The sequence below is a fragment of the Clostridium sp. CF012 genome (assembly GCF_018861755.1).
Lineage (GTDB): Bacteria > Bacillota > Clostridia > Clostridiales > Clostridiaceae > Clostridium_AD.
Genome location: NZ_JAHLEF010000002.1, coordinates 45,104 through 68,100, shown reverse-complemented (window position 1 = coordinate 68,100; position 22,997 = coordinate 45,104). Strand labels below are relative to the sequence as shown.

The window sequence follows — 22,997 nt, the reverse complement described above, 5'->3', positions numbered from 1 at the left end:
AGTCAGGAAATAGACAAGGGACAGTTAACAACTATTTATATTTTTCGTCTTTATGGTATAATTATATTAAATTAATAAGGCGGTTATAAAAAGATACTAGCGTACAGAATAGTTGATTTTTGGAGATGCCTAGCAGTGAGGTGAATTTTTATGACAGATGATAAAATTCTACAAATGATAGATAGTAACCCAATTATTATAAAAAATATTGAAAATCTTAGTGAAGAAATGAAATTTAGGGCTATAAAAAAAGATGGGATAATGATACGTTATATAAAAAATCCTACAGAAAAAATGCAGGACATGGCAATAAAAAGCAATTGCATGGCCATTGAATTTATAGAAAACCCAAATTATGATATGAAAAAATATGTTGTGTCCAAGAGTTGGAATACTTTGGGATTCATTGAAAATCCTTGTGAAGAATTGATAAAAGTGGGTCTTCTTCAAAAGGGATACGCAATAAAATATGCTAAAAGTCCCAGCGTGGAATTACAAAAACTAGCTATAGAAAAGGATTATGACTCTATAAGATTTATAGACAACCCAATTGAAGAAATACAGCTTTTAGCTATAGAAAAAAATTATGAGACATTAAGAGATATAGAAAATTCCACCACGGGGGCAGAGATATTGGCTATTACTAAAAATGAAGCTGCTATAAAGTTCATTTCAAATATAGATGAAAATAAAAAAATATTGTTTTTAAAACACAATGCCCTGGTAATAAAATATTTTATTAATGACCTACCGAGGGATACAGTAGAAATGGCTTTTAAAGATGCATTATCTAAAGAAGATATATCAGAAAAATACGTAAGGGATTTTATGAACTGTGAAAGTATAAATGAGAAATATGGTAATATATCAATGGATAAAACCATTTTTATTTATAAATATGGAAGTAAAACCTGCAAAAAAATAGCAGTTGATGAAAAACTGAAGCTGATATAAGAGGAGATAAATTATGAATTTTAAGGATACATTGCAAAGTGCTGAGCTTGTTATAGAAACAGATGAGGTTCCAATAATTGTAGGGGAAAGTGGTATAGGAAAAACTGCCTTGGCTAAAGAGTTAGCAAAGAAGAAAGGCTGGAGCCTAGTTATTATAGATGGAAACCTTTTAAAAGAAGGAGAAATCGGCGGTCTTCCAACAGTTGAGGACTATAGTTTTAAGGATGATAGCGGTAGGGTTATTAGTAAAAGAAATACTGTTTATGCCGTTCACACAAAGCTACAAGAAATAGATAGCTTGATACATGATGGCAAGGACGTGTTTTTATTTATTGATGAAATAAATCGTTGCGAGCATACAGTGCAACAAGAGCTTATGAATCTTATACTAAACAGAGATATAAATGGGTATAAGCTTGATGATAAAGTGAAAATATTAGCTGCAATGAATCCTTCTAGTAAATATGGCGATGATGTTGATTATCAAGTAGTTTATATGGATGCAGCACAAGAGAATAGATTTGTTTGGCTTTATATGGAAAGTGATTCAAAAGCTTGGCTGACCTGGGCTATTGAAAATAACCTAGAGCAAAAGGTTATAGAGTTTATATCTACTTTCCCAGAATATTTACAAAGTACATTAACAGGCGAGCAAATAAAGGCAACGCCTAGAAGTTTTGAACGGGTTTCTAAAAGCTATGGACTTTACAAAAAAAATAGTGATAAGATTCCTAAAAGAGTATTTTTAAATATTCTAAAGGGCAATTTAGGAGATAGGATCGCTCATGAGTTTATGGCTTTTGCACAGGAGAATAATAAACCTTTAATTTCCTATGAAGAGGTGTTTGCACATGCGGAATTATCAAAAGAGGTTATAGCAAAAGTGAAAAAAGAAAGCCACACAAGATTATATTTGATTGCAAAAAATATTTTACATACCTTAGATAGAAAAGAAATTTTAGAAAGTGATATAGAAAGATTAGTAGAGTTTTTAGGAGCTTATCCTGTGGACCTAGGGGTAGGTATTATGCAGGATATTAAAGAAAGCTATAATAATGTTTATAAGTTATGTTTGGAAAATGAAGCTTTTGTTGAAATGTATTTTAAGGCCTATAATGAGATAAAAGGCTAGGTGATATTATGGGAAAAATATTTGAAAGTCTTAAAAACTCGCTTTATGACGAGATTTCTAATGTGAAGACAATTGAAAACATGCCAAAAGATTTTAATGAAGATTTTTTGAAACTTGTTACCATGGTTAATTTTATGCTTATAGAAGATAATGAAAACTTCTATGGCTATTTTCTGCTTCAAATGTCTAGAGAGGTATTATATGATATAACGTCGCCCACAGCTGTTAATTTTAAATTATCTAGGTATGTAATTTATTTTAATCCATACATTTTTTTGAATCTTACTGCAGACCAGATGAAAAGCACTATTAAACATGAGATTTATCACATACTATCCTTCCATTTAAATCGTGCAAGGGTGCTTAAAAAAAAATATAGTAATTTGGCTATTAATATGGCCATGGACATAGTAGTGAATCAGCATCTGAAGGATCTTCCACACTTTGCAACAACTTTAGATAGTATAAATTTTAAGTATAGTTTAAAAATGCAAACATATATGACTATGGAGTATTACGCTGAAAAAATTCAAATGGCTCTAAATTTATTAGAGGAAAAAGATGAAAGTCAAGAAGATGAGTCTAAGTACGAGCACATAGAAAGTGAATATGATGCTTCTAAAACTCATGATTTGTGGCTAGAATCCACAGAAATGGATGAGGATACTCTTAAAAATTTTACAGAGAAATTTGTAGTGTTAGCAGAGAAGGGTGAAGTTCCTCTTTATTTGGAGGGTATTCTTAAGAGCCTTGCGGGTAATAAAGGTGAAATTCCTTGGAATATGTATCTAAGAAAAATGATGGGAACTTTAGAAGGAGACAAAAAAAAGACAATTACAAGAAGAAGTAGACGTCAACCAAACAGATTGGATTTAAGAGGAGAACTTAGGGGACATACAGCTAAGATTACCCTGGCTATAGATATAAGTGGTAGCATAAGTGATGAGGAATTTCATGGAGCGATAAAAGAAGTTTTTAATATAGTAAAAACATATAAACATGAAATAACACTGCTTGAATGTGATACTGAGATAAGACAAGCATACAAGGTAAAATCCATTTATAATGTACGCAGGCGAAGCATAACGGGTGGAGGTACAAAGTTTACACCAGTTTTTGATTATGTAAATAATTCTCATACAAACATACTAATATATTTTACAGATGGAAAGGGTGAAGTAAACCTAGGGGTAACTCCAAAAGGCTATAAAACCTTGTGGGTTATATCCGGACGTGGTGATAAACTTTCATTAAAGGAACCCTTTGGTATAGTAAAAAAATTAAAACCTGTAGAAATAAAAGAGGATACTGGGGAGAGACTAGATGTAATGGTGGATGGTTTTTCTGGGAATCACCATGAACCAATATATTAGGGCAATAAAGTATCAAAGTTCGACCAAGTGTCTTGCAATATGAGCTCTAAACAGGAAATTTGATTAAAAGTTTTTTCTTATATTATGCTTTAACAAAAAGTATATATTGCTAGAATGCTTTCACTTCGCCAAGTAATTCTAAAATTTATTTTATTCACAGTTGCTAAAAAACATTAACTCGCTTACGCTCAAACAAATGTTTTTCTTAACGCACCTGCAAATAAAATAAATTTTGAATTACTAAGGCTTGTTCAAATGCATTCTGAGCAATATATACTTTTGTTAGCATAATATAAGAAAAAACACCTAATCTAAATTAAGCTGTTTTATCGAGTCCTATTGCAAGTCACTTGGTCGAAATTACATACTTACTCTTTAACTTCTATTTTAAGCATAGCTTTCTTAGCTTTCTTTATATCGTCAAAAGTATATTTTAAAATTATTGTTGCAAATATAAAGGTTATAGCATTGGCTAGTGATACAGAGGCTTGTTTTGTAAGGATTCCATATATAAGCCATAAAAAAACACCTATGGTAAACATAAGATACATGCTAAAGGAAATGCCAGAGGTGTTTTTAGTTTTAATTACTTTTATCGCTTGTGGTAGAAAAGAAAGAGTAGTGAAAGCTGCGGCTATAAAGCCAATTGTTGTAATCATTGGGTACCTCCTAAAAGATAATTATTTATTTGTAATTTCAGTATAACAGTTTTAAAACGAAATTTGTTCTAATTTTACTTTAAAGTAAGCCAAATTAATGATAAATGTAATAGCTTTATTTTAACAGGAAAGTTATAATTAAAGTGTTCATAGGGTAAAATTAAATTATGAATAATCGAATAAGTTAAAGGCGGATATATATGAGAAATTTAAAGATGATATTAGCATATGATGGAAGTAGATATAAAGGTTGGCAAAAACAAGAGGATAATGATTTAACGGTGCAGGGTAAAATTCAAAGTGTATTGTCTAAGATGGCAGGAGAAACTATTGAGGTTTCAGGCTGCGCGCGAACGGATGTAGGGGTACATGCTGAAAATTATATGGCAAACTTTCATACCAATTGCGAGTTGAGTATTGACGCAATGCTAGACTATCTTTATGAATTTTTACCAGATGATATAGTAGTAAAGTTCATGGTGGAGGCAAGTGAAAAATTTCATGTGGCGCATAATATAAAATCAATTACTTATGTGTATAAAATAAATAATAATGAAGTAAGAAATGTATTTAATAGAAAATATGTTTATCATAGTGAGACGATACTTAATTTAGAAGAAATGAGGATTGCGGCAGAAGCTTTAGTTGGAACTCATGACTTTCAAGGGTTTGCTACGGTCACCGAGAATGGTAAATCTACTATTAAAACTATTAATTATATAAACATAACAGAAAAAAATGATGTGATAGAAATAGAAATTAACGGTGACGATTTTTTATGGAATATGGTAAGGATTATTATAGCAAGCCTTTTAGATATAGGTGAAGGAAAGCTTAAATTAGAGGATATAGAAACCTTGTTAAGTGAAAATACAGAGATAAAATATAGCTTAATGGCTAAATCAAAAGGGCTATCGTTAAGAAATGTGGAATATTAAGATTTTCGGAAACATGATTATAATAAATTTATAAATACAAAAAAGTAGAAAGTGGATAGCCTATTCACTTTCTACTTTTTTTACAGTTAGATTACTAAAAAAATTTACAAGTTTAGTAAATTGAGGTGTTAGAATTTTTTTGATAATTAATAATCTAAATAGCATTTTTCTATTTAACTATTACCAATTCATATTCGTCAGTACCAATGCCAATAGCTTTTGCATGGACTAGTCCAACCTTCCAATTTGTATCAGGATGTATATGAGAAAATTTATCCAGGCCCTCATGATAATGTCTATCAGTCAGCTCAGTTGAGTTCAATGCAATTGCATTGTTAACCATATCAACGCAGGCTTGATCTAAGGCAACTGGATCAAAGGAAGCGGCGATACCTATATCTGGAACGATTGCCACATCGTTTTCTGGTGAACAATCACAATTAGGGGAAACATTCATAATAAAGCTAATATGGAAATTTGGTTTGTCTTTAATAACAGCATAAGTATATTCAGCAATTTTTTCATTAGCGGTATCAGCAGATTCATTCCATTTTATTGTTGCTGAGCCAAAACGACATACTGCAACACATTGGCCACAGCCAATGCATTTATCATAATCTATGGTTGCTTTCTTGTTTTCATCAAAGGAAATTGCTTCATGTAGGCAATTCTTAACGCACATTCCACAGCTTATACAGTTCTTTTTTTTCATAAAAGGCTTAGAGGCAGAATGCATTTCAAGCTTTCCACCAACGGAACCAGAGCCCATACCTAAGTTCTTGAGTGTTCCGCCAAAGCCAGTCATTTCATGACCTTTAAAGTGAGTCATAGAAATAATTATATCTGAATCTGCAATAGCGGAGCCTATTTTAGCGGTTTTGCAATGTTTTTGATTGATGGGAATTTCTCTATAATCTCCGCCCTTTAATCCATCTGCTATAATTAAGTTACATCCAACAGAAATTGGATTAAAGCCATTTTCCATAGCAGCTTCAATATGGTCTATTGCATTATGCCTTCTTCCAGAGTATAAGGTGTTCGAATCAGTAAGAAAAGGTTTACCATCAAGCTCTTTAATAAGTTTAACAATAGTCGCAGCATAGTTTGGTCGTATGTAGGAAAGATTTCCTGGCTCTCCAAAATGAATTTTTACAGCTACAAATTTATCCTTAAAATCTATGTTTTTTATACCGGCTTCTACTACAAGTTTTTGAAGCTTATCTAGTAGATTACATCCCGGCTTTGTTCTTAAATTTGTGAAATATACCTTTGATTTATTCATTAACTTACCTCCTGAAGCGTTAATTATTTATCTAATTTACACTATGTAATTCTATAATTATAACATATTGTATCAGACTTTTTCAATTGCATTACAATCATTCACAAGCACATTTTAGAATCAGAGTACTCTTATATCTTAAGTGAAAATAGATAATTTACTAAAGATGAAAACTTCACTGGGAGCTTAAATCTCCTTGTGAAGTTTTACTTATCGCATAGGAAATATTATATAAAACAAAATAACAAAAACCATACTAAATGAGAAATATTGATTATAATATAAACTCCAGTAATAATATTAAGAATAAGGTTAGATTGTTTTAATTGGGTTCCAGTTGCCTTTTTCATTCTAAGGTATATGTATAATAATAATACTGCTGGTAGTACAATTTTCAATATAAAGCTAGAAGATATGCTTTGAACTGCTTTTGCCATTAAGAAGTTTGCCTCCATAAATAAGCCTGTAGACAGAAGTAAAAGAGTAAATAATATGTCTGTTACATTCAGCAGGTATAATAGTAAAAGCTTATATTTTATATTTTCAAATGTATAGGTTTTTATGAAAAACATCAATGTGAACACCTCCACTGAAAGGTTTGTATATCTTAGGGGAATGAAGACTATATTATTGTATAATATGTTAAAGTTTGTTTTTTATGTTCCTAGTATTTGCATATAAAAAATAAATATACAGCCATATGAAGGTGAGAGTTTAACAAAATTTGGACTTATATCCTTGTTTGGAATATAATTAATGACAAGCTTAAGGAATTGGAAAGATACAATCTTAAAATTAAGAATAAATGAAGTTGGAGGAATGAAATCATGAATGTAGATACCTATAAAAAGTTACTGGACGAAGTGGGATCAGGAAATAATGCCGTTATGATTACAATGCTGGATAACAAAGGTTGTGAAAATAAACCATTTAAGAATAAAACACTTTTTACTGAGGAAGGTCTGAATGCTTATAATCGCGTATCTGATTTAGATGAATTACTTTACCAAAAGGCAAAATATGCTTTAGAAACTGGAATTCTTCAGTTTGTTAAAATTAGTGAAAGTGAAACTTATTTAATTGAACCCTATTTTCCAGAACCAGTCCTAATAGTTTTAGGTGGTGGACATATAGCTAAGCCATTAGCTGAATTTGGTTCAAAAGCAGGTTTTTCAGTTACGGTTATCGATGACAGACCCTCGTTTGCTAATAGTGAAAGATTTCCTACTGCTAAAAAAGTAATTTGTGAGAGTTTTGATCACTGCTTCGACTTAGTTAATTTAAATAAGTCTGTCTACGTTGTTATTATAACTCGAGGACACAGGCATGATATGGATTGTCTTAGACAAGTCTTAAAACATAATACTGCATATGTTGGAATGATTGGTTCAAAGCGACGAGTTAAAAGTGTCATGGAACAAATGTTAAATGAAGGCTATCCTCAAGAGCAGTTAAACAAAGTCAAGGCCCCTATAGGTCTTGAGATAGGCGCAGTTACACCGGAAGAGATAGCGATTTCTATTATATCTCAGGTTATCAGTTATAGGCGACTGGGTGATATAACCAATGTTATTACTAAACCTACGAAAACTAATAGGCCAGAATTTGACCATGAAGTATTAATGGAATTATGCAAAGAAGATAATTCTCCAAAGGCAATCATTACAATTATTTCTACGAAAGGTTCAGTTCCAAGAAATGCAGGCGCTAAAATGCTTGTATGGCCCTATGGTAAGATTTTAGGGAGTATCGGTGGAGGGTGTAGCGAAGGAGAGATAATTAATACCGCCCGTAAATTACTTGGAAATGGCGGATATCAAATTCAAAGCATAGATATGACAGGTACCATGGCTGAAGATGAAGGTATGGTATGTGGAGGAATCATGGATGTAATAATAGAGTCTTTTTAAAAATGGCATCATAAAAAGCATTAATAACTTCACAATTCTTTTAAATAATATGCTAAAGGATTGTGAAGTTATTAATGCTTTGCTATTTTTTGAATGTAACTCAATTGCTATTGTTTTACTTGAATTTGTCCGTCTTCGATAAATTCATTTGCGAGCCATCTTGCGACTTTTCCAGTAATTGTAATGCAATGGCTCTTTCTTGCTGCGCTTTTAAAGTCATCTCCAGTCCATTCTCTTGTTATTACTCTACAGCAAGTTGATTTGTATTCATTCTTAATGTAGTCATGAAGACCCTTAGCTTTTTCAAACATAATATCTTGCATAGCTTCACCTTCGACTCTACCATATACCATACCTAGAGCCATTTGACCACCTGAAACTGCACCGCATAGACATCCTGCTTTACCCATTCCTATTGGAAATCCACTTGCCAGTTTAACTATATTTTCATCATATGGTTTCCCTAATAATTCATTGATTGTTTGCACTACTGATTCACTGCAAAAAAATGTACCGCTTCTGAAAAGCTCTTCTGCATTAGATTGAACTTTATCAAGAAGTTCTTCCTTTGTAAACTCTTTTGTGTTAGCGAAAGTCATTATTTATTCCCCCTAAAGATTATATCAAATTTAATTCAATTGTTATTATACTTTATATTTCTTAAGTTAACCAATAGATAAGACCTATAGCTAAACAGTTATCTATAGGGATTAGGGGTATGGTTTACGATGAAACAGAATTATAATATCTAATACTTTCATTTATTTGGTTGGAATACATATATTTTGTATTTCATTTAGCTGTTTTTCTAAAGAACAAATAACTGTCTCCTCGTTTTCTGACTCTACTCCATTGTATTCCAATGTAACTACATTTGGGTTTGTATAATTTAAAACCCATTCTAATAATTTGTAATCTTCATTTTCCATGGATTGATGTGTATCTGCTGGAAAACCATCTTTATCATAACCAGAACCATTTACGTGAATTTCTACAACTCGATTAAGTGGTAGCGCTCGAATATAATCATGAATATTCCAGCCACGATATTGTGCAGTAATCTTTGCGTGGGTAAGATCAAGCAAAAATGATACATCATTATCTGTAAACAACCGACTAAATTGTTCTGGCATAATATAAGGGTAATGATCAATAGTTATTGCACGCTCTTTCGGTGAATCAGGAATGTTTTCAAGTAATAATGGTACTGTTAAGTATTTTTTAAAAATCTGAATCTGTCTAGACATATGTTCATATATATTTTCATCAGTCATACCGGGATACATATCTGAATTTTTAATTGAAAGATGAACGCCGTAATGCGGAGAATTGCACTTTCTTAGGAGACTATTTGCAACATTAAAATCTATGATTTCTATATTTTTCATTCCCGTGTGTTCAAAATATCCTAGACCATGAAGTAGAATTGGGCGCATTGAACGCATGGTTGAAAACTGTTCATTAAACGTCCCATATGCACCTGACTTAATATAATCTACACTAACAGTTTCTTTTTCAAGAAGAAATTTCAAAGACTTTGACCAATTACATCCAATATACATATCTTATACCACACTCCTATCACATCTAAATAAAAATAATTCTTACATTTCCTTATCTTTATGTCTTAAGTTTTTTTGAATAACATCAAGTATTATAGGTATATTTTTAATTATTTGTGTTTCATTTACTTCACTAATGGTAATTCTGAAATAATTATTGCACTTATATTCTTTGAGGAAACATTCACTTGTATTAAATATTTTTATATTTTTGTTCTGTAGGCAGGCAACTATTTTATCATATTTTAAAGAACCATTTACATAAATGCAACCAAAGTACCCAGACACAGGAATATTGTATTGTATATTTGGATGCTTATATTCTAATAAAGTATTTTTCAAGCAATTGATGCGACCGTTATATAAAGTAACTAATTGTTTCATGTGAGCATCAAACATACCGTTTTTTATATATATTTCTAAGGCTCCTTGAGATAGTATTGGGCTGTTCATGTCAGTCCACTTTTTATATTGTAAAAATTTATTAATCAGTAAATTAGGCAATATAAGTGCAGCCACCCTTAAACCGGGCATAAGTATCTTTGAATAACTTTTCAGATATATTACTTTTGATGAAGTATCATAGGAAAACATAGGGTCATTTTTTTTATTCATGTCTAAATCAGCAGCAATATCATCTTCAACAATATACACATCATATTTTTCTGCCAATTTGATAATTTCTTGTTTTTCAAGTCTACTGTATGAAGTCCCAGTTGGATTATGGAACCGAGGTATACTATAAAAAAATTTAATATTACCATATTTAAATAATTTCTCTAATTCATATAAATTTATTCCATTTAAATCTCTATTTATGCCTAGAGTAGGAATATTATTAAGTTCTAGAGATTTTATCATTCCATAATATGTAGGTTGCTCTACAAGAATATTAGATTTACCATTTGGAAAGGGCATAATTGATAATATGTTTAATGATTGTTGAGCGCTTGATGTAATAATTATGTTATCTGGTTTTGTAAAAATTTGATAGTTTTGAATATGTTTTGATAATACGTTAATTAAGGAATTTAATCCTCTAGGATCCGAATATGTAAAAAGTTTTTCTTTATATAGGTCTATTGATTTATTTAGACAATGTTGAAAATTTCTATAGGGAAAAGCTTCGGCATTTAAATTTACAGCTGAAAAATCAATTACAGGGTGTTTAGAAGAATTTTGATTGTGAAAATTATCAACTACATAATATCCGCTTTTAGGTACGGAATAAATAATATGATCTTGCTCAAGTTTCTCATAAGCTTTTAAAACTGTACCCGTACTAAATTGAAATAGTTCTTGAATAGATCTTATAGAGGGTAATCTTTTTGAATGGCTGAGTTTCTCGGACTTTATGTTGTTTTTAATGTATTCTATAATTTCTTCATATTTCAACAAATTAAGTTCCTCCTTTAAAAGTGTGCTAGTACAGATTATAATTTTATTTATTGATATATAGATTAAACTATATTAACCTAATTGTATAGTAAATTAATATGCGGAAAAATCTTGGCTGGAGAGAGCCTTGATAAAAGGGGCATTTTGAATTTTAAATAGAATTTTAAGAATAAGGAGAAAAAAATTATGAATATAGCTAAGTATATAGACCATACAATATTAAAACCAGAGGCAACAAATGAAGATATTAAAAGATTTTGCACTGAAGCTAAAAAATTCGGCTTTGCTTCAGTTTGTGTGAATTCTTGTAATGCTGCATTAGTAAGTAAAGAACTTGAAGGAACAGCTGTTAACACTTGTGTAGTTGTTGGATTTCCTTTAGGAGCCACAACTAAAGAAGTTAAAGCTTTTGAAACAAAGCAAGCAATAGAAAATGGTGCAGATGAAATAGATACAGTAATAAATATCGGTGCTTTAAAAGAAAAGAATTATGAATTAGTTAGGGAAGATATAAAAGCGGTTGTAGATGTAGCTAATAAAAAAATAGTAGTTAAAGTGATTATTGAAGCATGTCTTTTAACGGATGAAGAAAAAGTTAAGGTATGCGAAATAGCTAAAGAAGTAGGAGCGGATTTTGTTAAGACATCAACAGGATTTTCTACTGGAGGAGCAATTAAAGAAGACGTAGCTCTTATGAGAAAAACAGTAGGATTAGAAATGGGGGTTAAGGCTTCAGGTGGGGTTAGAGATTTTAATTCAGCTATGGATATGATAAATGCAGGTGCCAGTAGGGTTGGTGCAAGTGCAAGCATTGATATTATTGAAGCTAGTAAATAAACATAGAAAAATTTGTGATAATAATACAGAAATTTTTAAGTATGAGGGGAAATAAATTATGAATAAGCCAGAGCTTTTAGCTCCAGCAGGAAATTTACAAAAACTTAAGACTGCTATAAATTTTGGTGCTGATGCTGTATATCTTGGAGGAAATAAATTGAATTTAAGAGCAGCTGCAAATAATTTTACAATTGAAGAATTGAAAGAAGGACTTGAATTTGCTCATTCAAGAGGGAAAAAAGTCCATGTTACATTAAACGTAATTCCACATAATGAAGATTTAGTAGGAATAGAAGAATATCTTAGTGAATTATATGATATTGGTGTTGATGCTTTACTTATTGCTGATCCAGGAGTTATTAGTATAGCACAAGAGGTAGTACCAAATCTTGAAATACATTTAAGTACTCAAGCTAACAGTGTAAACTACAAAACGGCTTTGTTTTGGCATAAGGTTGGAGTTAAGAGAATTGTAGCAGCAAGAGAAATGAGTCTTGAAGATTTAAAAAAATTAAGAAAAGAACTGCCAGAAACTTGTGATGTAGAAGCATTTGTACATGGATCTATGTGTATGGCATATTCTGGGAAATGCTTATTATCAAATTATATGACTGGTAGAGATTCCAATAGAGGAACTTGCACGCAGCCTTGTAGATATAAATATCATTTAGTTCAAGAGAAAGAACCAGGAAACTATGATAGAATTACTGAAGGTGATGATGGAGTTTATTTAATGAATTCAAAAGATCTATGTATGATAGAACATATTCCAGAACTTATTGAGTCAGGAATAAATTCTCTTAAAATTGAAGGAAGAATGAAAAGTTCTTATTATGTCGCATCAGTAGTAAAAGCGTATAGAGAAGCCATTGATAAATACATAGAATGTCCTGAAAATTATAAATTTGATTCTAAATGGATGGACAATCTTATAAAACCTAGCCATAGACCATATACAACTGGTTTTTACTTTGGTGAAGAAATGAAACAAAATCATGAAAGCTCATCATATATACGTAATTACGATATTGTAGGTATTGTGAAAAATTATAATAGTGAATCTCATATTGCAACTATAGAACAAAAAAATAAAGTTTATAATGGAGATTTTGTTGAAGTTTTAGCTGTAAAAGGAAATAACAAGATTATAAAACTTGAAGATATGAGGAAAGAAAATGGTGAAATTATAGAAAGTGCATCTTCTGCACAAATGATTTTTACTGTACAATGTCATGAAGAGTTGAGGGCTAATGATATAATTATTAAAAATAAAAAAGCTTAAATCAAAATTATAGTAATTAAAAATAAAATGATTATATACTTTAAAAATCTAGAATGAAGCAGTCTAATAGCTGCTTCATTTTTTATATGAGAAATTATATATGAATGCAAAAGAACTTTGAAAATGAATGATAATATACATACCTTATGCTTCAGAGGAGTCATTGGAAAGTAAAACAGTTTTAAATGAAAAATTCTTTGAAGAAGGGGTTGACATATCGTAGTATTAGTATTAATATATGAATATACCCCCCCACCAGGGGGTAGGGTATGGAAGAGGCGAAATAATGAATAATGAGCAAAAAGAAGCTATAAAGACTTTAAAGATATCAAAAGGACAAATAGAAGCAACTATCAAGATGATAGAAGCTGAGAGGTATTGCGTAGACGTATCAAACCAAATTATTGCTGCACAATCACTTTTAAAAAAAGCAAATTTGTTGATTTTAAAGCAGCACATGAATCACTGTGTTATTGAGGCTTTTGAGCATGACAAGGGAAGTGAGAAAATAGATGAAATTATAGATCTTTTATCAAAGATAATTAGTAAATAGAATATATGAAATTATACAAGGAGGGAAATTATATGGTAAATAAGTCATTAAAAATAGAAGGAATGACCTGTGCATCTTGCGCAAAAGCTGTAGAAAGAGCCACTAAAAAATTGCAAGGTGTAAATGAATCAAATGTAAATATTGCTACAGAAAAACTAAGTATAAACTTTGACGAAGCAGTGATTTCTGTAGAAGATATTCAAGCAGCTGTTGAAAAAGCAGGATATAAAGCAATTAGTGATGCTGGAAATAAAACTATGAAAATAGAAGGAATGACCTGTGCGTCTTGTGCAAAGGCTGTAGAAAGAGCGACAAGAAAGCTTGCTGGAGTTACAGAGGCAAATGTTAATTATGCAACTGAGAAGCTAATTATAAGCTACGACCCTTCAAAGGTGAAAATTATAGATATAAAGAAGGCAATAGAAAAAGCTGGATATAAGGCCATAGAAGAGGAGACTACATTAGATGCAGATAAAGAGAGAAAAGAAAAAGAAATAAAACTGCTATGGAAAAAGTTCATTATATCCGCCATATTTACAGTTCCACTACTTTATATATCTATGGGTCATATGATGGGACTCCCTCTACCGGATTTTGTTAATCCAATGATGAATCCTGAAGTGTTTGCTTTATCACAATTATTTTTAACTATTCCGGTTATAATTGCTGGTAATAGATACTATACAGTTGGATTTAAAGCATTAGTTAGAAGAAGTCCAAATATGGATTCACTTATTGCAATAGGTACATCAGCAGCTGTTCTTTATGGAATATTTGCAACAGTTAAGATTATTTACGGCGATACAAGTTATGCTATGGACTTATACTTTGAGTCTGCGGCAGTAATTATCACTTTAATAACCCTTGGTAAGTATTTAGAATCTGTTTCTAAGGGAAAGACCTCTGAAGCTATAAAGAAGCTTATGGGACTTGCTCCTAAGACGGCTATAGTGATAAGAAGTGGAAAAGAAATAGAAATCACCATTGAAGAAGTGGAAGTAGGAGATATTATAGTAGTTAAACCAGGAGAAAAGATGCCTGTAGATGGGGAAGTTGTAGAGGGTACTACTTCTGTAGATGAATCAATGCTTACGGGTGAAAGTATGCCAGTAGAAAAAAATGCTGGAGACAAGATTATTGGTGCAAGTATAAATAAAAACGGAACTATAAACTATAAAGCTACTAAAGTTGGCAAGGATACAGCTCTTGCTCAAATTATAAAATTAGTAGAAGATGCTCAAGGATCTAAAGCTCCAATTGCAAAACTTGCAGATGTTATTTCAGGTTATTTTGTTCCAATAGTTATAACCCTGGCGGTGTTAGCTGGTTTAGGATGGTACTTCATTGGTGGAGAATCAGAAATATTCTCACTTACAATATTTATATCTGTTCTAGTAATCGCTTGTCCTTGTGCCCTTGGACTAGCAACTCCAACAGCAATAATGGTGGGTACAGGTAAAGGTGCAGAATATGGCGTTTTAATAAAAAGTGGTGTAGCACTAGAAACTGCCCATAAGATACAAACTATAGTATTTGATAAAACAGGTACTATTACTGAAGGTAAACCAAAGGTTACAGATGTGGTTGTTATAAATGGAATAGCACAAAATGACTTATTACAATTAGCAGCCTCAGCAGAAAAAGGATCAGAACATCCACTTGGGGAGGCCATTGTAAAAGGTGCCACGGAAAAAGGATTAGAATTTAAGAAGCTTGATTTCTTCAAAGCTATCCCAGGTTATGGTATTGAAGTTAAAATAGATGGTAAAAACATTCTACTTGGAAACAGAAAACTTATGATGGATAGCAAAATATCCTTAGCAGAGCTTGAAAAGATTTCAGATGAATTAGCTGGAGAAGGTAAGACTCCAATGTATATTGCTATAGATAGCAAGATGGCGGGTATCATAGCTGTTGCTGATACTGTTAAAGCAAGTAGTAAGAAAGCAATAGAAAAGCTTCATGAGATGGGAATTGAAGTAGCCATGATAACTGGTGACAATAAGAGGACCGCGCAGGCTATAGCAAAACAAGTTGGAATTGATAGGATTTTAGCTGAAGTATTACCACAAGACAAGGCTAATGAAGTTAAAAAGCTTCAAGCTGAAGGTAAGAAGGTCGCTATGGTTGGCGATGGTATAAATGATGCTCCAGCACTAGCGCAAGCAGATATTGGTATAGCTATAGGTTCTGGAACAGACGTTGCAATGGAATCAGCAGACATAGTTCTTATGAGAAGCGACTTAATGGATGTTCCAACAGCGCTACAACTAAGTAAAAGTACTATAAGAAATATTAAACAAAACCTATTCTGGGCATTTGGGTATAATATAATAGGAATACCAGTTGCTATGGGAATCCTACATGTATTTGGTGGACCATTATTAAATCCTATGATAGCAGGAGCAGCAATGAGTCTTAGTTCTGTGTCAGTATTAACAAATGCTTTAAGGTTAAAGAGATTTAAGCCGGTTAGCTAGATATTAAAATATATAATTTTATGAAATATTATTGAATATATAGATAATATTAGTAATTATAGTGTATATATAAAGATTATTAGGAGGAGTATAAGATGATAAAAAAAATATTGATCGAAGGAATGAGCTGTGAACACTGTGTGGGTCACGTTAAGGAGGCATTAGGCGAACTTAATGGAGTAACTAGTGTAGATGTAAATTTGGATGCTAAGACTGCAGTACTTGAGGGAACTGTAGATGTTAATGATGAAGATATTAAAGCGACTATTGATGATGTTGGATACCAGGTTGTAGGAATAGAAGTGTTATAATACTAGGTTGGATAAAATAATTGAGAAAAATTGGGAGGAGAAAAGTAAAATGAAAAAGAAAGTAGTAGTTGAAGGTATGAAATGTGAAAATTGTGTTAAGCATGTAAAGGAAGCAATAAGTAGTGTAGAGGGTGTAACTAGTGCAGAGATAAATCTTTCTACTAAATCTGTTTTAGTTGAGACTAACACTGAGGTAAGTGATGAAGCTATAAAACTTGCCGTTAATAGTGAAAAATATAAAGTAGTTTAAATAGAGACAATATAGGTAAATAAAAGAACACTGGTGGCTAGAGAATAGAATATATTAGTTTGGAACCTCTGATGTAGATAAATACATCAGAGGTTTTTTGCATAAATAATCTTGACATAAATTGAATAATAATTTAGAATTAGACTCCATATGGGAGTGATAAAATATGAATGAAGAAAAGAAAAAAGCTTTACTGGCTTTAAAAACTTCAAAAGGACAAATAGAAGGCATAATTAAAATGATTGAAGAGGAAAGGTACTGCATGGATATATCTAATCAGATAGTTGCGTCTCAGTCTTTATTGAAAAAAGCTAATTTATTGATTTTAAAACAGCATCTAAATCATTGCGTAAAAGATGCCTTCATAAATAATATGGGGGATGAAAAAGTAGATGAAATAATAGGTTTACTTTCTAAGTTATTAAAAGACTAAATAAATGAGACTAGATAATGATAAATAGAACTCGCTAAGGAGCCCGTGAAGCTGTATTTGAATATGTTGAGGTTATTTTATAATCGACAGCGAATCCACGCCTTAAATGGATATGTGACACATAAAGACTATTATAATAAAGCTAATCAAAAATCTAAAGTAGCATAAAATGAAATGTTAAGTTATTGTACGAAAACAAGAGCTAATACGAATTTAGAGTGTGTAGTTTATTGGGTAAGGGTCAGTATTAGGCGTAAATATGGATGGAGTAAAAGAGGTTCTTGGTATCGGGGTAGGTGCAAATGAAAGCAGTAAGATACGTATATCCAAATGCAAGAGCGTAGCTTAGGGACGCAGTCCCCAAAACCTTGAGATTTACTGTTTTAGTTCTAACGGGAACGTGCAAAACGGGCCACCAAAAGGTTACCCGTTCCTGTATAGAAAATCAATAATACATAAAATAATTTACGCGCCTTTTTTACTTTGACTTTGCAAATATTAGAATTAAAATATTAATGGGAGAAGATTTTATCTTCAGTATATTTAAAAACTTCTGTATTAATATCACAAATTTTCGAGTAAACTTCTGGTCTTCTTAAATTAATATATGGCCTCTCATCTCTACTATCTAGCACCTTGGTTATATCAATATTAGCATAAACAATCTGTTCAGTATCATCAGCTTTCAAAACTACGTCACCATTTGGATCAACAACTATTGATTCCCCAGCAAAATTCATTTCTCCCTCTGTACCAACCCTATTACACATTGCTATAAACATATTATTTTGCATAGCAGGAATCCTAATCTCCCACTCGAATTTTTCTAATGGTTCTTCTTTAATATTTGCAGTAGGAATTATTATTAAGTCCGCCCCTTGTAAAGCGCACAATCTGAAGCTTTCCGCTAGATGTCTATCAAAACATATAATAATGCCTATTTTTCCTATTGAGGTATTGTACACCTTAAAACCAGTGTCAGATGGTGCATAATAGTCTTGTTCATAAAATTTAGGGGAGCTAATAATATGAACCATTTTTGAGGTTCCCATTATTTCGCCATGACCATTTATAAGCAAAGAAGCATCATAACATTTATTATTCTCTCTTATATATATATTCGGAACTGCTATTATATTAAATTTTTTGCACTTTTCTTGAATTTTTTTTATCTTTTTATCATCGATTGAGAGTACATAATTAGATATATCTACCCCTTCATATTGAGGGAAAAATGGGCTTAATTGTAACTCTGGGAAACAAATCAACTGGGCTCCATTACTAGCAGCAGTTTCAATTAACTGTAGTGTTTTTTCAAAATTTTCATTTATATCTTCACTTATTTTCATTTGTGCTAATGCAATCTTCATAGTTATCACCCCAACTAAAAAATTATTTTTATAATATTGTTATTATTTTCAGTGAAATTCATTAACCTTTTGATCTTTCGCTGTTTTTAGTGACTGCAGTGCTTTTTTGTTCTGCAGTCACATTATTACCTTCTTTAGGCACCTTTTGCCATTCTAATAAATCGCTTTAGCCCAAAATATCCCATGATTAATATACTTAATACTATTCCTAATATACTATATTGAATAGGCATATGAGTAATTTGAGGTGTTATGGCAGCTCTCAGAGCCTCATTTACATATAATAACGGGTTTATCAATACTAATATTTTGATTATTGGTGTTACGCTTAAAGCATTCCACGAGAAAAATATTGAACCTAAGAATACCATAGGCATTAGAAAACCAGGAAACATAGCTGCAATTTGACTTGGTTTGATTATAGTACCAACCAAAAGTCCTAAAGTAGCTGAAGAAAGAGCTGCAAGTAACAATATCGGTATTAGAATCAGTATACTTTGAGGAGTAAGATTCAAGTTCAAATTACCACCCATTAATATTAGGGAAATTGGTAATACAATTAACCCGCCAATCCATGACTCAATGATACCTACAGACATTTTTGCTAAGGCAACAGTTCTTACATTAACTGGAGCCGTCAAACGATCTTCTATTTCTCTGGACATATTAAAGTCCATAGTAAGAGGAACTGCAGTGCCATGTATACCTGTAACAAGAATACTCATCCCCACCATACCTGTAAACATCTGCGTTGTAAAGGTCGCTGGTATAAGACCTATCCTAGGTAATATATAGCCATATAATAAAATCAGCATGAAGGGTAACATTGCTACACGAAAAACAAATTCCCATTTATCGCGAGACTGAATGAGTAAGTCCCGTTTCACCATAGTTTTAAAAGCTATCCATCTTATATTTGCATCTGAATTATTTCTTTTCATCATTGCTAACAATCCCCTTCCCAGTTAAATGTATGAATACATCATCAAGTGTGCTTGTACTCAAGCTTATGTTTTGTAATGAAGTATCTAAAGTTTTTATCCATTCAAGAATTTGATTGAAATCGGGATGTTCTTGCTTCATATATAGAAGCAGTAATCCATTCTGAATAGCAGCATTTTCTACTTCAGGTAAATTTTTAGCCTGTTCAACAAATTCATTCTTAATATCGGACAATTTGATAGAGATAATATTATTAGTAGGAATTAAAGCCTTTAATTCATCGGCGGTACCAATCGCTTTCATTTCTCCTTGATCAACGATGGCAATCCGATCACATAATTGCTCAGGTTCTTCCATATAATGAGTTGTTAGGAATATGGTAGTACCCGCTTTGTTTAATGATAGCATTTGTTCCCACAAAATAGCTCTGTAGCTAGGGTCTAGGCCTGTAGTAGGTTCATCAAGAAACAATATATCTGGGTTATGCATAATTGCTCTTGCAATTTTCAATCGCTGAGCCATACCGCCAGAAAAACTTTTCACATAATCGTGTTGCCTCTCCGTTAAACCAAATTTTTCTAGATATTCATCTGCTCTTTTATTTGCGGTTTCATCATCAATTCCAAAATATTTAGCATGATATATGAGATTTTCTCGTGCTGTTAATCCTCGATCTAAATTATTATGTTGCGCTACAACCCCAATTTTTCGTCTAGCCTGAGCCGGATTATCTAAAAGAGATTGACCATCGATAAGTATTTCCCCCGATGTGGCTTCCTTTTGAGTTGTAATCATATTGATAGTAGTACTTTTACCTGCTCCATTTGGTCCAAGAAATCCAAATATCTCGCCTCTCTTAACTTCAAAACTTATTCCATTTACCGCTTTAATCTTTCGATCCTTGGATAATGCGAACTCTTTTGTTAAATTCTTTATTTCCAAAATATTGTTAGACATTACTTTGCACCTTCCTTATTTATAATTGCATTTTTATAGTTTATATTGCATATTGTCCCCAATCTGCATATTATTTATTTATATACCCCACCCCCTGGGTGGGGGTGTAAGCAAATGATAATACTTTTCATTTCACTTGTCAACTATTTTTACTGAAATCACTTAAATGCAGGCATTGTCAATTTAAAAGTTCGTTGATCAAGTTCAAATCATTTATTCATAACTTCTTCACAAAATTAGTGTATTGTTTATAGGAAAAAGCCAACAAGGAAAGTTTTGGTGATAAAAAATTAGCTTGCTGTGGTTTAAACTCCAGTCAAGCAAAAAATTCTAAACCTAATAAAACGCAAAAATAAGTCTACACCCCTTTAACGTGTGAATATATTGATGTAAAAAATATTAAGGCCTAAAAAGACACTGTGGAAAAATCTACAGTGTCTATTTTTATAGTCTTTTCTCCTGATGCTGTGCTCCATGTCCTACTTTAAAATAACATTATATTCCCTAAGCCAAGTATCAATCTGGATTAAATAGGCGATAAGTTGAGGTCCTGCCATAAGTTGTCCAAACCAAGGCTTACCATAGGCGCGTCCACCTGAATCAACTATTTCCTGAACTTTTTCTTTGTTTATTATCTGTAATATTGGTGAGGAATTATCCTTTAATATGCTATTCATCCACTTTTGAACTGCCATAGTATAACTAGGGTTATGGGTCTTTGGATAAGGACTCTTTTTCCTCCAAAGCACATCTTCTGGAAGTAAACCTGTAAGAGCTTCCCTTAATAGTCATTTTTCTCTATCTTTATAATATTTCATATCCATAGGGATATTATAGGCATACTCTACAAGTCTGTGGTCTGCAAAAGGAACTCGTACCTCGAGGCCACTGGCCATACTCATTCTATCTTTTCTCGTAAGTAAGGTTATCATAAACCATTTTACATTTAAATAGAATAATTCTCTCATTCGGTGCTCTCTTTGAGTCTCACCGTGAAGCCTTGGAACCTGCCTTAGACTTTCATCATATTTTTCTTGAACATATTCCTCGAGGGGAAGACTTTGAAGATCTTGTGATAGTATACTTTTTCTATCACTTACGGATTTTGACCAAGGAAAGGTGGTGGCATTTATATCTTCTTCACGTGTAAACCATGGGTAACCACCGAAGAGCTCATCAGCGCATTCACCTGATAGTGCCACTGTAGAATTATTTCTTATTTCCTTGCAAAATAGAAATAATGAGGAATCTACGTCGGCCATACCTGGAAGATCACTCGCAATAACTGCATCTCTAAGTGCTGAAGTGAGTTCAGGGGTATCAATAATTATATTGTGATGATTTGAGCCAATATAGTCTACCATTTTATAAACCCAGTCCGCATCTGAGTTTGGTTGAAATTCTGTAGGACTAAAAAACTTTTTATTATCAACATAATCTATATAATAAGTATCTAAGTTTCTTAAATTATTTTTCTTGAAGTAGGATGAAGCTACCGCTGAAATTATACTTGAATCAAGTCCACCAGATAAAAAAGTACAAACAGGAACATCAGCAGCTAGCTGTCTTTCAATTGAATTTACCAGAAGAGACCTTACATGCTCAGCAGTTGTAGGTAAATTTTCATCATGTGATTTAGCAGTAAGTTTCCAATATTCCTTTGTTTTAATGCCATCCTTACTGTAGCTTAAGCTAAAAGCAGGAGGCAGTTCATATATATTTTTAAAGATACCACTACCAAGAGGTCTTGCAGGTCCAAATCCAAAGAGTTCAGTTAGACCCTGTTTATCAAGAATTGCGTTTACTTTTGGATGTGCTAAAAGAGTCTTTATTTCTGAACCGAATATTAAGGAATTATCTTTAATTGTGTAGAATAGCGGTTTAACTCCGAGGGGGTCCCTTGCTAAAAATAGTTTTTGATGCTGTTCATTCCAAAGTCCAAAGGCATAAATTCCATTTATATAGTTAACACATTCCTCGCCCCAGAAAATGTAGGCTAATAAGAGCACCTCAGTATCAGAATATGAGTCAAAACTAAATCCATTTTCTTTTAAGGTTTTTCGCACTTCCTCTGTATTATATAGCTCACCATTATAAACAATAGTATAGGTATTATCTCCTATTTTTTTTGTCATAGGTTGTGCTCCACCTTTGGGATCTACAACCACTAAACGTCTATGACCTAAAATCGCATGATTTGAAAAATAGTAACCACTGTCATCAGGTCCTCTTTTTTTCAAGGTATCCGTCATTTTAAAGAGAATGACCTTTTCTTTGTCAATAGTGGTGTATAAATTAACCCATCCTGCAATGCCGCACATTTTAACATCTCCTAAAATCATATAACATATATTCATATTTATCTTATGCAATT

General features: G+C 32.1%; 21 protein-coding genes and 1 pseudogene. 12 read left to right on the top strand and 10 right to left on the bottom strand.

Going from position 1 to position 22,997, the window contains the following annotated elements; all coding sequences use genetic code 11:
* Window positions 1–150 precede the first annotated feature (150 nt).
* From KPL50_RS02965 to KPL50_RS02955, 3 genes are read left to right on the top strand one after another with little or no spacing between them, the layout of a single operon-like run.
* Entirely contained in the window at window positions 151–954 is an 804-nt protein-coding gene (locus KPL50_RS02965) for a hypothetical protein (protein WP_216296960.1), read from the top strand.
* Window positions 955–967: 13 nt separating this feature from the next.
* Complete coding sequence (locus KPL50_RS02960; RefSeq protein ID WP_216296959.1) at window positions 968–2,086, top strand: ATP-binding protein; 1,119 nt, start codon at window positions 968–970, stop codon at window positions 2,084–2,086.
* An 8-nt stretch (window positions 2,087–2,094) separates the two neighbouring features.
* Entirely contained in the window at window positions 2,095–3,459 is a 1,365-nt protein-coding gene (locus KPL50_RS02955; protein WP_216296958.1) for a VWA-like domain-containing protein, read from the top strand.
* Window positions 3,460–3,827: 368 nt separating this feature from the next.
* Here the strand turns inward: KPL50_RS02955 and KPL50_RS02950 are convergent, their stop codons facing one another.
* Window positions 3,828–4,118, bottom strand: a complete 291-nt coding sequence (locus KPL50_RS02950; RefSeq protein ID WP_216296957.1) for a SemiSWEET transporter — start codon at window positions 4,116–4,118, stop codon at window positions 3,828–3,830.
* 200 nt (window positions 4,119–4,318) lie between these two features.
* Between KPL50_RS02950 and truA the strand changes: the two genes are divergently transcribed.
* A complete protein-coding gene (gene truA, locus KPL50_RS02945) occupies window positions 4,319–5,056 on the top strand; it encodes a tRNA pseudouridine(38-40) synthase TruA (RefSeq protein ID WP_216296956.1) in 738 nt (245 codons plus the stop codon).
* A 169-nt stretch (window positions 5,057–5,225) separates the two neighbouring features.
* Here truA and KPL50_RS02940 read toward each other — a convergent pair whose 3' ends face one another.
* Both KPL50_RS02940 and KPL50_RS02935 read right to left on the bottom strand, forming a co-directional pair.
* Window positions 5,226–6,338 carry a DUF362 domain-containing protein gene (locus KPL50_RS02940; protein WP_216296955.1) on the bottom strand — a complete coding sequence of 371 codons (1,113 nt, stop codon included), beginning with the start codon at window positions 6,336–6,338 and terminating at the stop codon, window positions 5,226–5,228.
* 227 nt (window positions 6,339–6,565) lie between these two features.
* Window positions 6,566–6,910, bottom strand: coding sequence for a DUF5658 family protein (locus KPL50_RS02935; RefSeq protein ID WP_253200438.1), 345 nt, complete (start codon window positions 6,908–6,910; stop codon window positions 6,566–6,568).
* Window positions 6,911–7,165: 255 nt separating this feature from the next.
* Here KPL50_RS02935 and KPL50_RS02930 point away from each other — a divergent pair, with 255 nt between their 5' ends.
* Window positions 7,166–8,248 (top strand): XdhC/CoxI family protein, encoded by a 1,083-nt coding sequence (locus KPL50_RS02930; protein ID WP_216296953.1) that lies wholly within the window; start codon window positions 7,166–7,168, stop codon window positions 8,246–8,248.
* Between the two features lie 107 nt (window positions 8,249–8,355).
* On the opposite strand, the gene KPL50_RS02925 is transcribed toward KPL50_RS02930, so the two are convergent.
* The 3 genes from KPL50_RS02925 to KPL50_RS02915 form a co-directional block, all read right to left on the bottom strand.
* Entirely contained in the window at window positions 8,356–8,847 is a 492-nt protein-coding gene (locus KPL50_RS02925; RefSeq protein WP_216296952.1) for a C-GCAxxG-C-C family protein, read from the bottom strand.
* Between the two features lie 162 nt (window positions 8,848–9,009).
* A complete protein-coding gene (locus KPL50_RS02920) occupies window positions 9,010–9,810 on the bottom strand; it encodes a DUF692 family multinuclear iron-containing protein (RefSeq protein ID WP_216296951.1) in 801 nt (266 codons plus the stop codon).
* A gap of 42 nt (window positions 9,811–9,852) precedes the next feature.
* Window positions 9,853–11,208 (bottom strand): PLP-dependent aminotransferase family protein, encoded by a 1,356-nt coding sequence (locus KPL50_RS02915; protein WP_216296950.1) that lies wholly within the window; start codon window positions 11,206–11,208, stop codon window positions 9,853–9,855.
* Window positions 11,209–11,394: 186 nt separating this feature from the next.
* Between KPL50_RS02915 and deoC the strand changes: the two genes are divergently transcribed.
* The 7 genes from deoC to KPL50_RS02880 all read left to right on the top strand — a co-directional run bounded on the left by deoC (window position 11,395) and on the right by KPL50_RS02880 (window position 17,354).
* A complete protein-coding gene (gene deoC, locus KPL50_RS02910; protein ID WP_216296949.1) occupies window positions 11,395–12,045 on the top strand; it encodes a deoxyribose-phosphate aldolase in 651 nt (216 codons plus the stop codon).
* A 58-nt stretch (window positions 12,046–12,103) separates the two neighbouring features.
* The gene (locus KPL50_RS02905) at window positions 12,104–13,327 is read left to right on the top strand and encodes a U32 family peptidase (RefSeq protein WP_216296948.1); all 1,224 of its coding nucleotides are present in this window, start codon (window positions 12,104–12,106) and stop codon (window positions 13,325–13,327) included.
* Between the two features lie 286 nt (window positions 13,328–13,613).
* A complete protein-coding gene (locus KPL50_RS02900) occupies window positions 13,614–13,880 on the top strand; it encodes a metal-sensing transcriptional repressor (protein WP_216296947.1) in 267 nt (88 codons plus the stop codon).
* Between the two features lie 32 nt (window positions 13,881–13,912).
* Window positions 13,913–16,360: a heavy metal translocating P-type ATPase gene (locus KPL50_RS02895; RefSeq protein ID WP_216296946.1), complete on the top strand. Its 2,448-nt coding sequence runs from the start codon at window positions 13,913–13,915 to the stop codon at window positions 16,358–16,360.
* Between the two features lie 95 nt (window positions 16,361–16,455).
* Window positions 16,456–16,671: a heavy-metal-associated domain-containing protein gene (locus KPL50_RS02890; protein ID WP_216296945.1), complete on the top strand. Its 216-nt coding sequence runs from the start codon at window positions 16,456–16,458 to the stop codon at window positions 16,669–16,671.
* Between the two features lie 49 nt (window positions 16,672–16,720).
* Window positions 16,721–16,921 carry a heavy-metal-associated domain-containing protein gene (locus KPL50_RS02885; RefSeq protein WP_216296944.1) on the top strand — a complete coding sequence of 67 codons (201 nt, stop codon included), beginning with the start codon at window positions 16,721–16,723 and terminating at the stop codon, window positions 16,919–16,921.
* Window positions 16,922–17,087: 166 nt separating this feature from the next.
* Window positions 17,088–17,354, top strand: a complete 267-nt coding sequence (locus KPL50_RS02880; protein WP_125004119.1) for a metal-sensing transcriptional repressor — start codon at window positions 17,088–17,090, stop codon at window positions 17,352–17,354.
* 512 nt (window positions 17,355–17,866) lie between these two features.
* Here KPL50_RS02880 and KPL50_RS02875 read toward each other — a convergent pair.
* The 4 genes and pseudogenes from KPL50_RS02875 to asnB all read right to left on the bottom strand — a co-directional run bounded on the left by KPL50_RS02875 (window position 17,867) and on the right by asnB (window position 22,944).
* Window positions 17,867–18,724 carry a carbon-nitrogen hydrolase family protein gene (locus KPL50_RS02875; RefSeq protein WP_216296943.1) on the bottom strand — a complete coding sequence of 286 codons (858 nt, stop codon included), beginning with the start codon at window positions 18,722–18,724 and terminating at the stop codon, window positions 17,867–17,869.
* 134 nt (window positions 18,725–18,858) lie between these two features.
* Window positions 18,859–19,668 (bottom strand): ABC transporter permease, encoded by an 810-nt coding sequence (locus KPL50_RS02870; RefSeq protein WP_216296942.1) that lies wholly within the window; start codon window positions 19,666–19,668, stop codon window positions 18,859–18,861.
* Window positions 19,652–20,623, bottom strand: coding sequence for an ABC transporter ATP-binding protein (locus KPL50_RS02865; protein ID WP_216296941.1), 972 nt, complete (start codon window positions 20,621–20,623; stop codon window positions 19,652–19,654). The genes KPL50_RS02870 and KPL50_RS02865 overlap by 17 nt, the downstream gene beginning before the upstream one ends.
* A gap of 479 nt (window positions 20,624–21,102) precedes the next feature.
* Window positions 21,103–22,944 (bottom strand): annotated as a pseudogene (gene asnB, locus KPL50_RS02860) (asparagine synthase (glutamine-hydrolyzing)).
* Window positions 22,945–22,997 lie beyond the last annotated feature (53 nt).

Coding starts and splice junctions, on each gene's coding strand:
- KPL50_RS02965 (WP_216296960.1), top strand. CDS start 151: ATGACAGATGATAAAATTCTACAAATGATAGATAGTAACCCAATTATT.
- KPL50_RS02960 (WP_216296959.1), top strand. CDS start 968: ATGAATTTTAAGGATACATTGCAAAGTGCTGAGCTTGTTATAGAAACA.
- KPL50_RS02955 (WP_216296958.1), top strand. CDS start 2,095: ATGGGAAAAATATTTGAAAGTCTTAAAAACTCGCTTTATGACGAGATT.
- KPL50_RS02950 (WP_216296957.1), bottom strand. CDS start 4,118: ATGATTACAACAATTGGCTTTATAGCCGCAGCTTTCACTACTCTTTCT.
- truA (WP_216296956.1), top strand. CDS start 4,319: ATGAGAAATTTAAAGATGATATTAGCATATGATGGAAGTAGATATAAA.
- KPL50_RS02940 (WP_216296955.1), bottom strand. CDS start 6,338: ATGAATAAATCAAAGGTATATTTCACAAATTTAAGAACAAAGCCGGGA.
- KPL50_RS02935 (WP_253200438.1), bottom strand. CDS start 6,910: ATGTTTTTCATAAAAACCTATACATTTGAAAATATAAAATATAAGCTT.
- KPL50_RS02930 (WP_216296953.1), top strand. CDS start 7,166: ATGAATGTAGATACCTATAAAAAGTTACTGGACGAAGTGGGATCAGGA.
- KPL50_RS02925 (WP_216296952.1), bottom strand. CDS start 8,847: ATGACTTTCGCTAACACAAAAGAGTTTACAAAGGAAGAACTTCTTGAT.
- KPL50_RS02920 (WP_216296951.1), bottom strand. CDS start 9,810: ATGTATATTGGATGTAATTGGTCAAAGTCTTTGAAATTTCTTCTTGAA.
- deoC (WP_216296949.1), top strand. CDS start 11,395: ATGAATATAGCTAAGTATATAGACCATACAATATTAAAACCAGAGGCA.
- KPL50_RS02905 (WP_216296948.1), top strand. CDS start 12,104: ATGAATAAGCCAGAGCTTTTAGCTCCAGCAGGAAATTTACAAAAACTT.
- KPL50_RS02900 (WP_216296947.1), top strand. CDS start 13,614: ATGAATAATGAGCAAAAAGAAGCTATAAAGACTTTAAAGATATCAAAA.
- KPL50_RS02895 (WP_216296946.1), top strand. CDS start 13,913: ATGGTAAATAAGTCATTAAAAATAGAAGGAATGACCTGTGCATCTTGC.
- KPL50_RS02890 (WP_216296945.1), top strand. CDS start 16,456: ATGATAAAAAAAATATTGATCGAAGGAATGAGCTGTGAACACTGTGTG.
- KPL50_RS02885 (WP_216296944.1), top strand. CDS start 16,721: ATGAAAAAGAAAGTAGTAGTTGAAGGTATGAAATGTGAAAATTGTGTT.
- KPL50_RS02880 (WP_125004119.1), top strand. CDS start 17,088: ATGAATGAAGAAAAGAAAAAAGCTTTACTGGCTTTAAAAACTTCAAAA.
- KPL50_RS02875 (WP_216296943.1), bottom strand. CDS start 18,724: ATGAAGATTGCATTAGCACAAATGAAAATAAGTGAAGATATAAATGAA.
- KPL50_RS02870 (WP_216296942.1), bottom strand. CDS start 19,668: ATGATGAAAAGAAATAATTCAGATGCAAATATAAGATGGATAGCTTTT.
- KPL50_RS02865 (WP_216296941.1), bottom strand. CDS start 20,623: ATGTCTAACAATATTTTGGAAATAAAGAATTTAACAAAAGAGTTCGCA.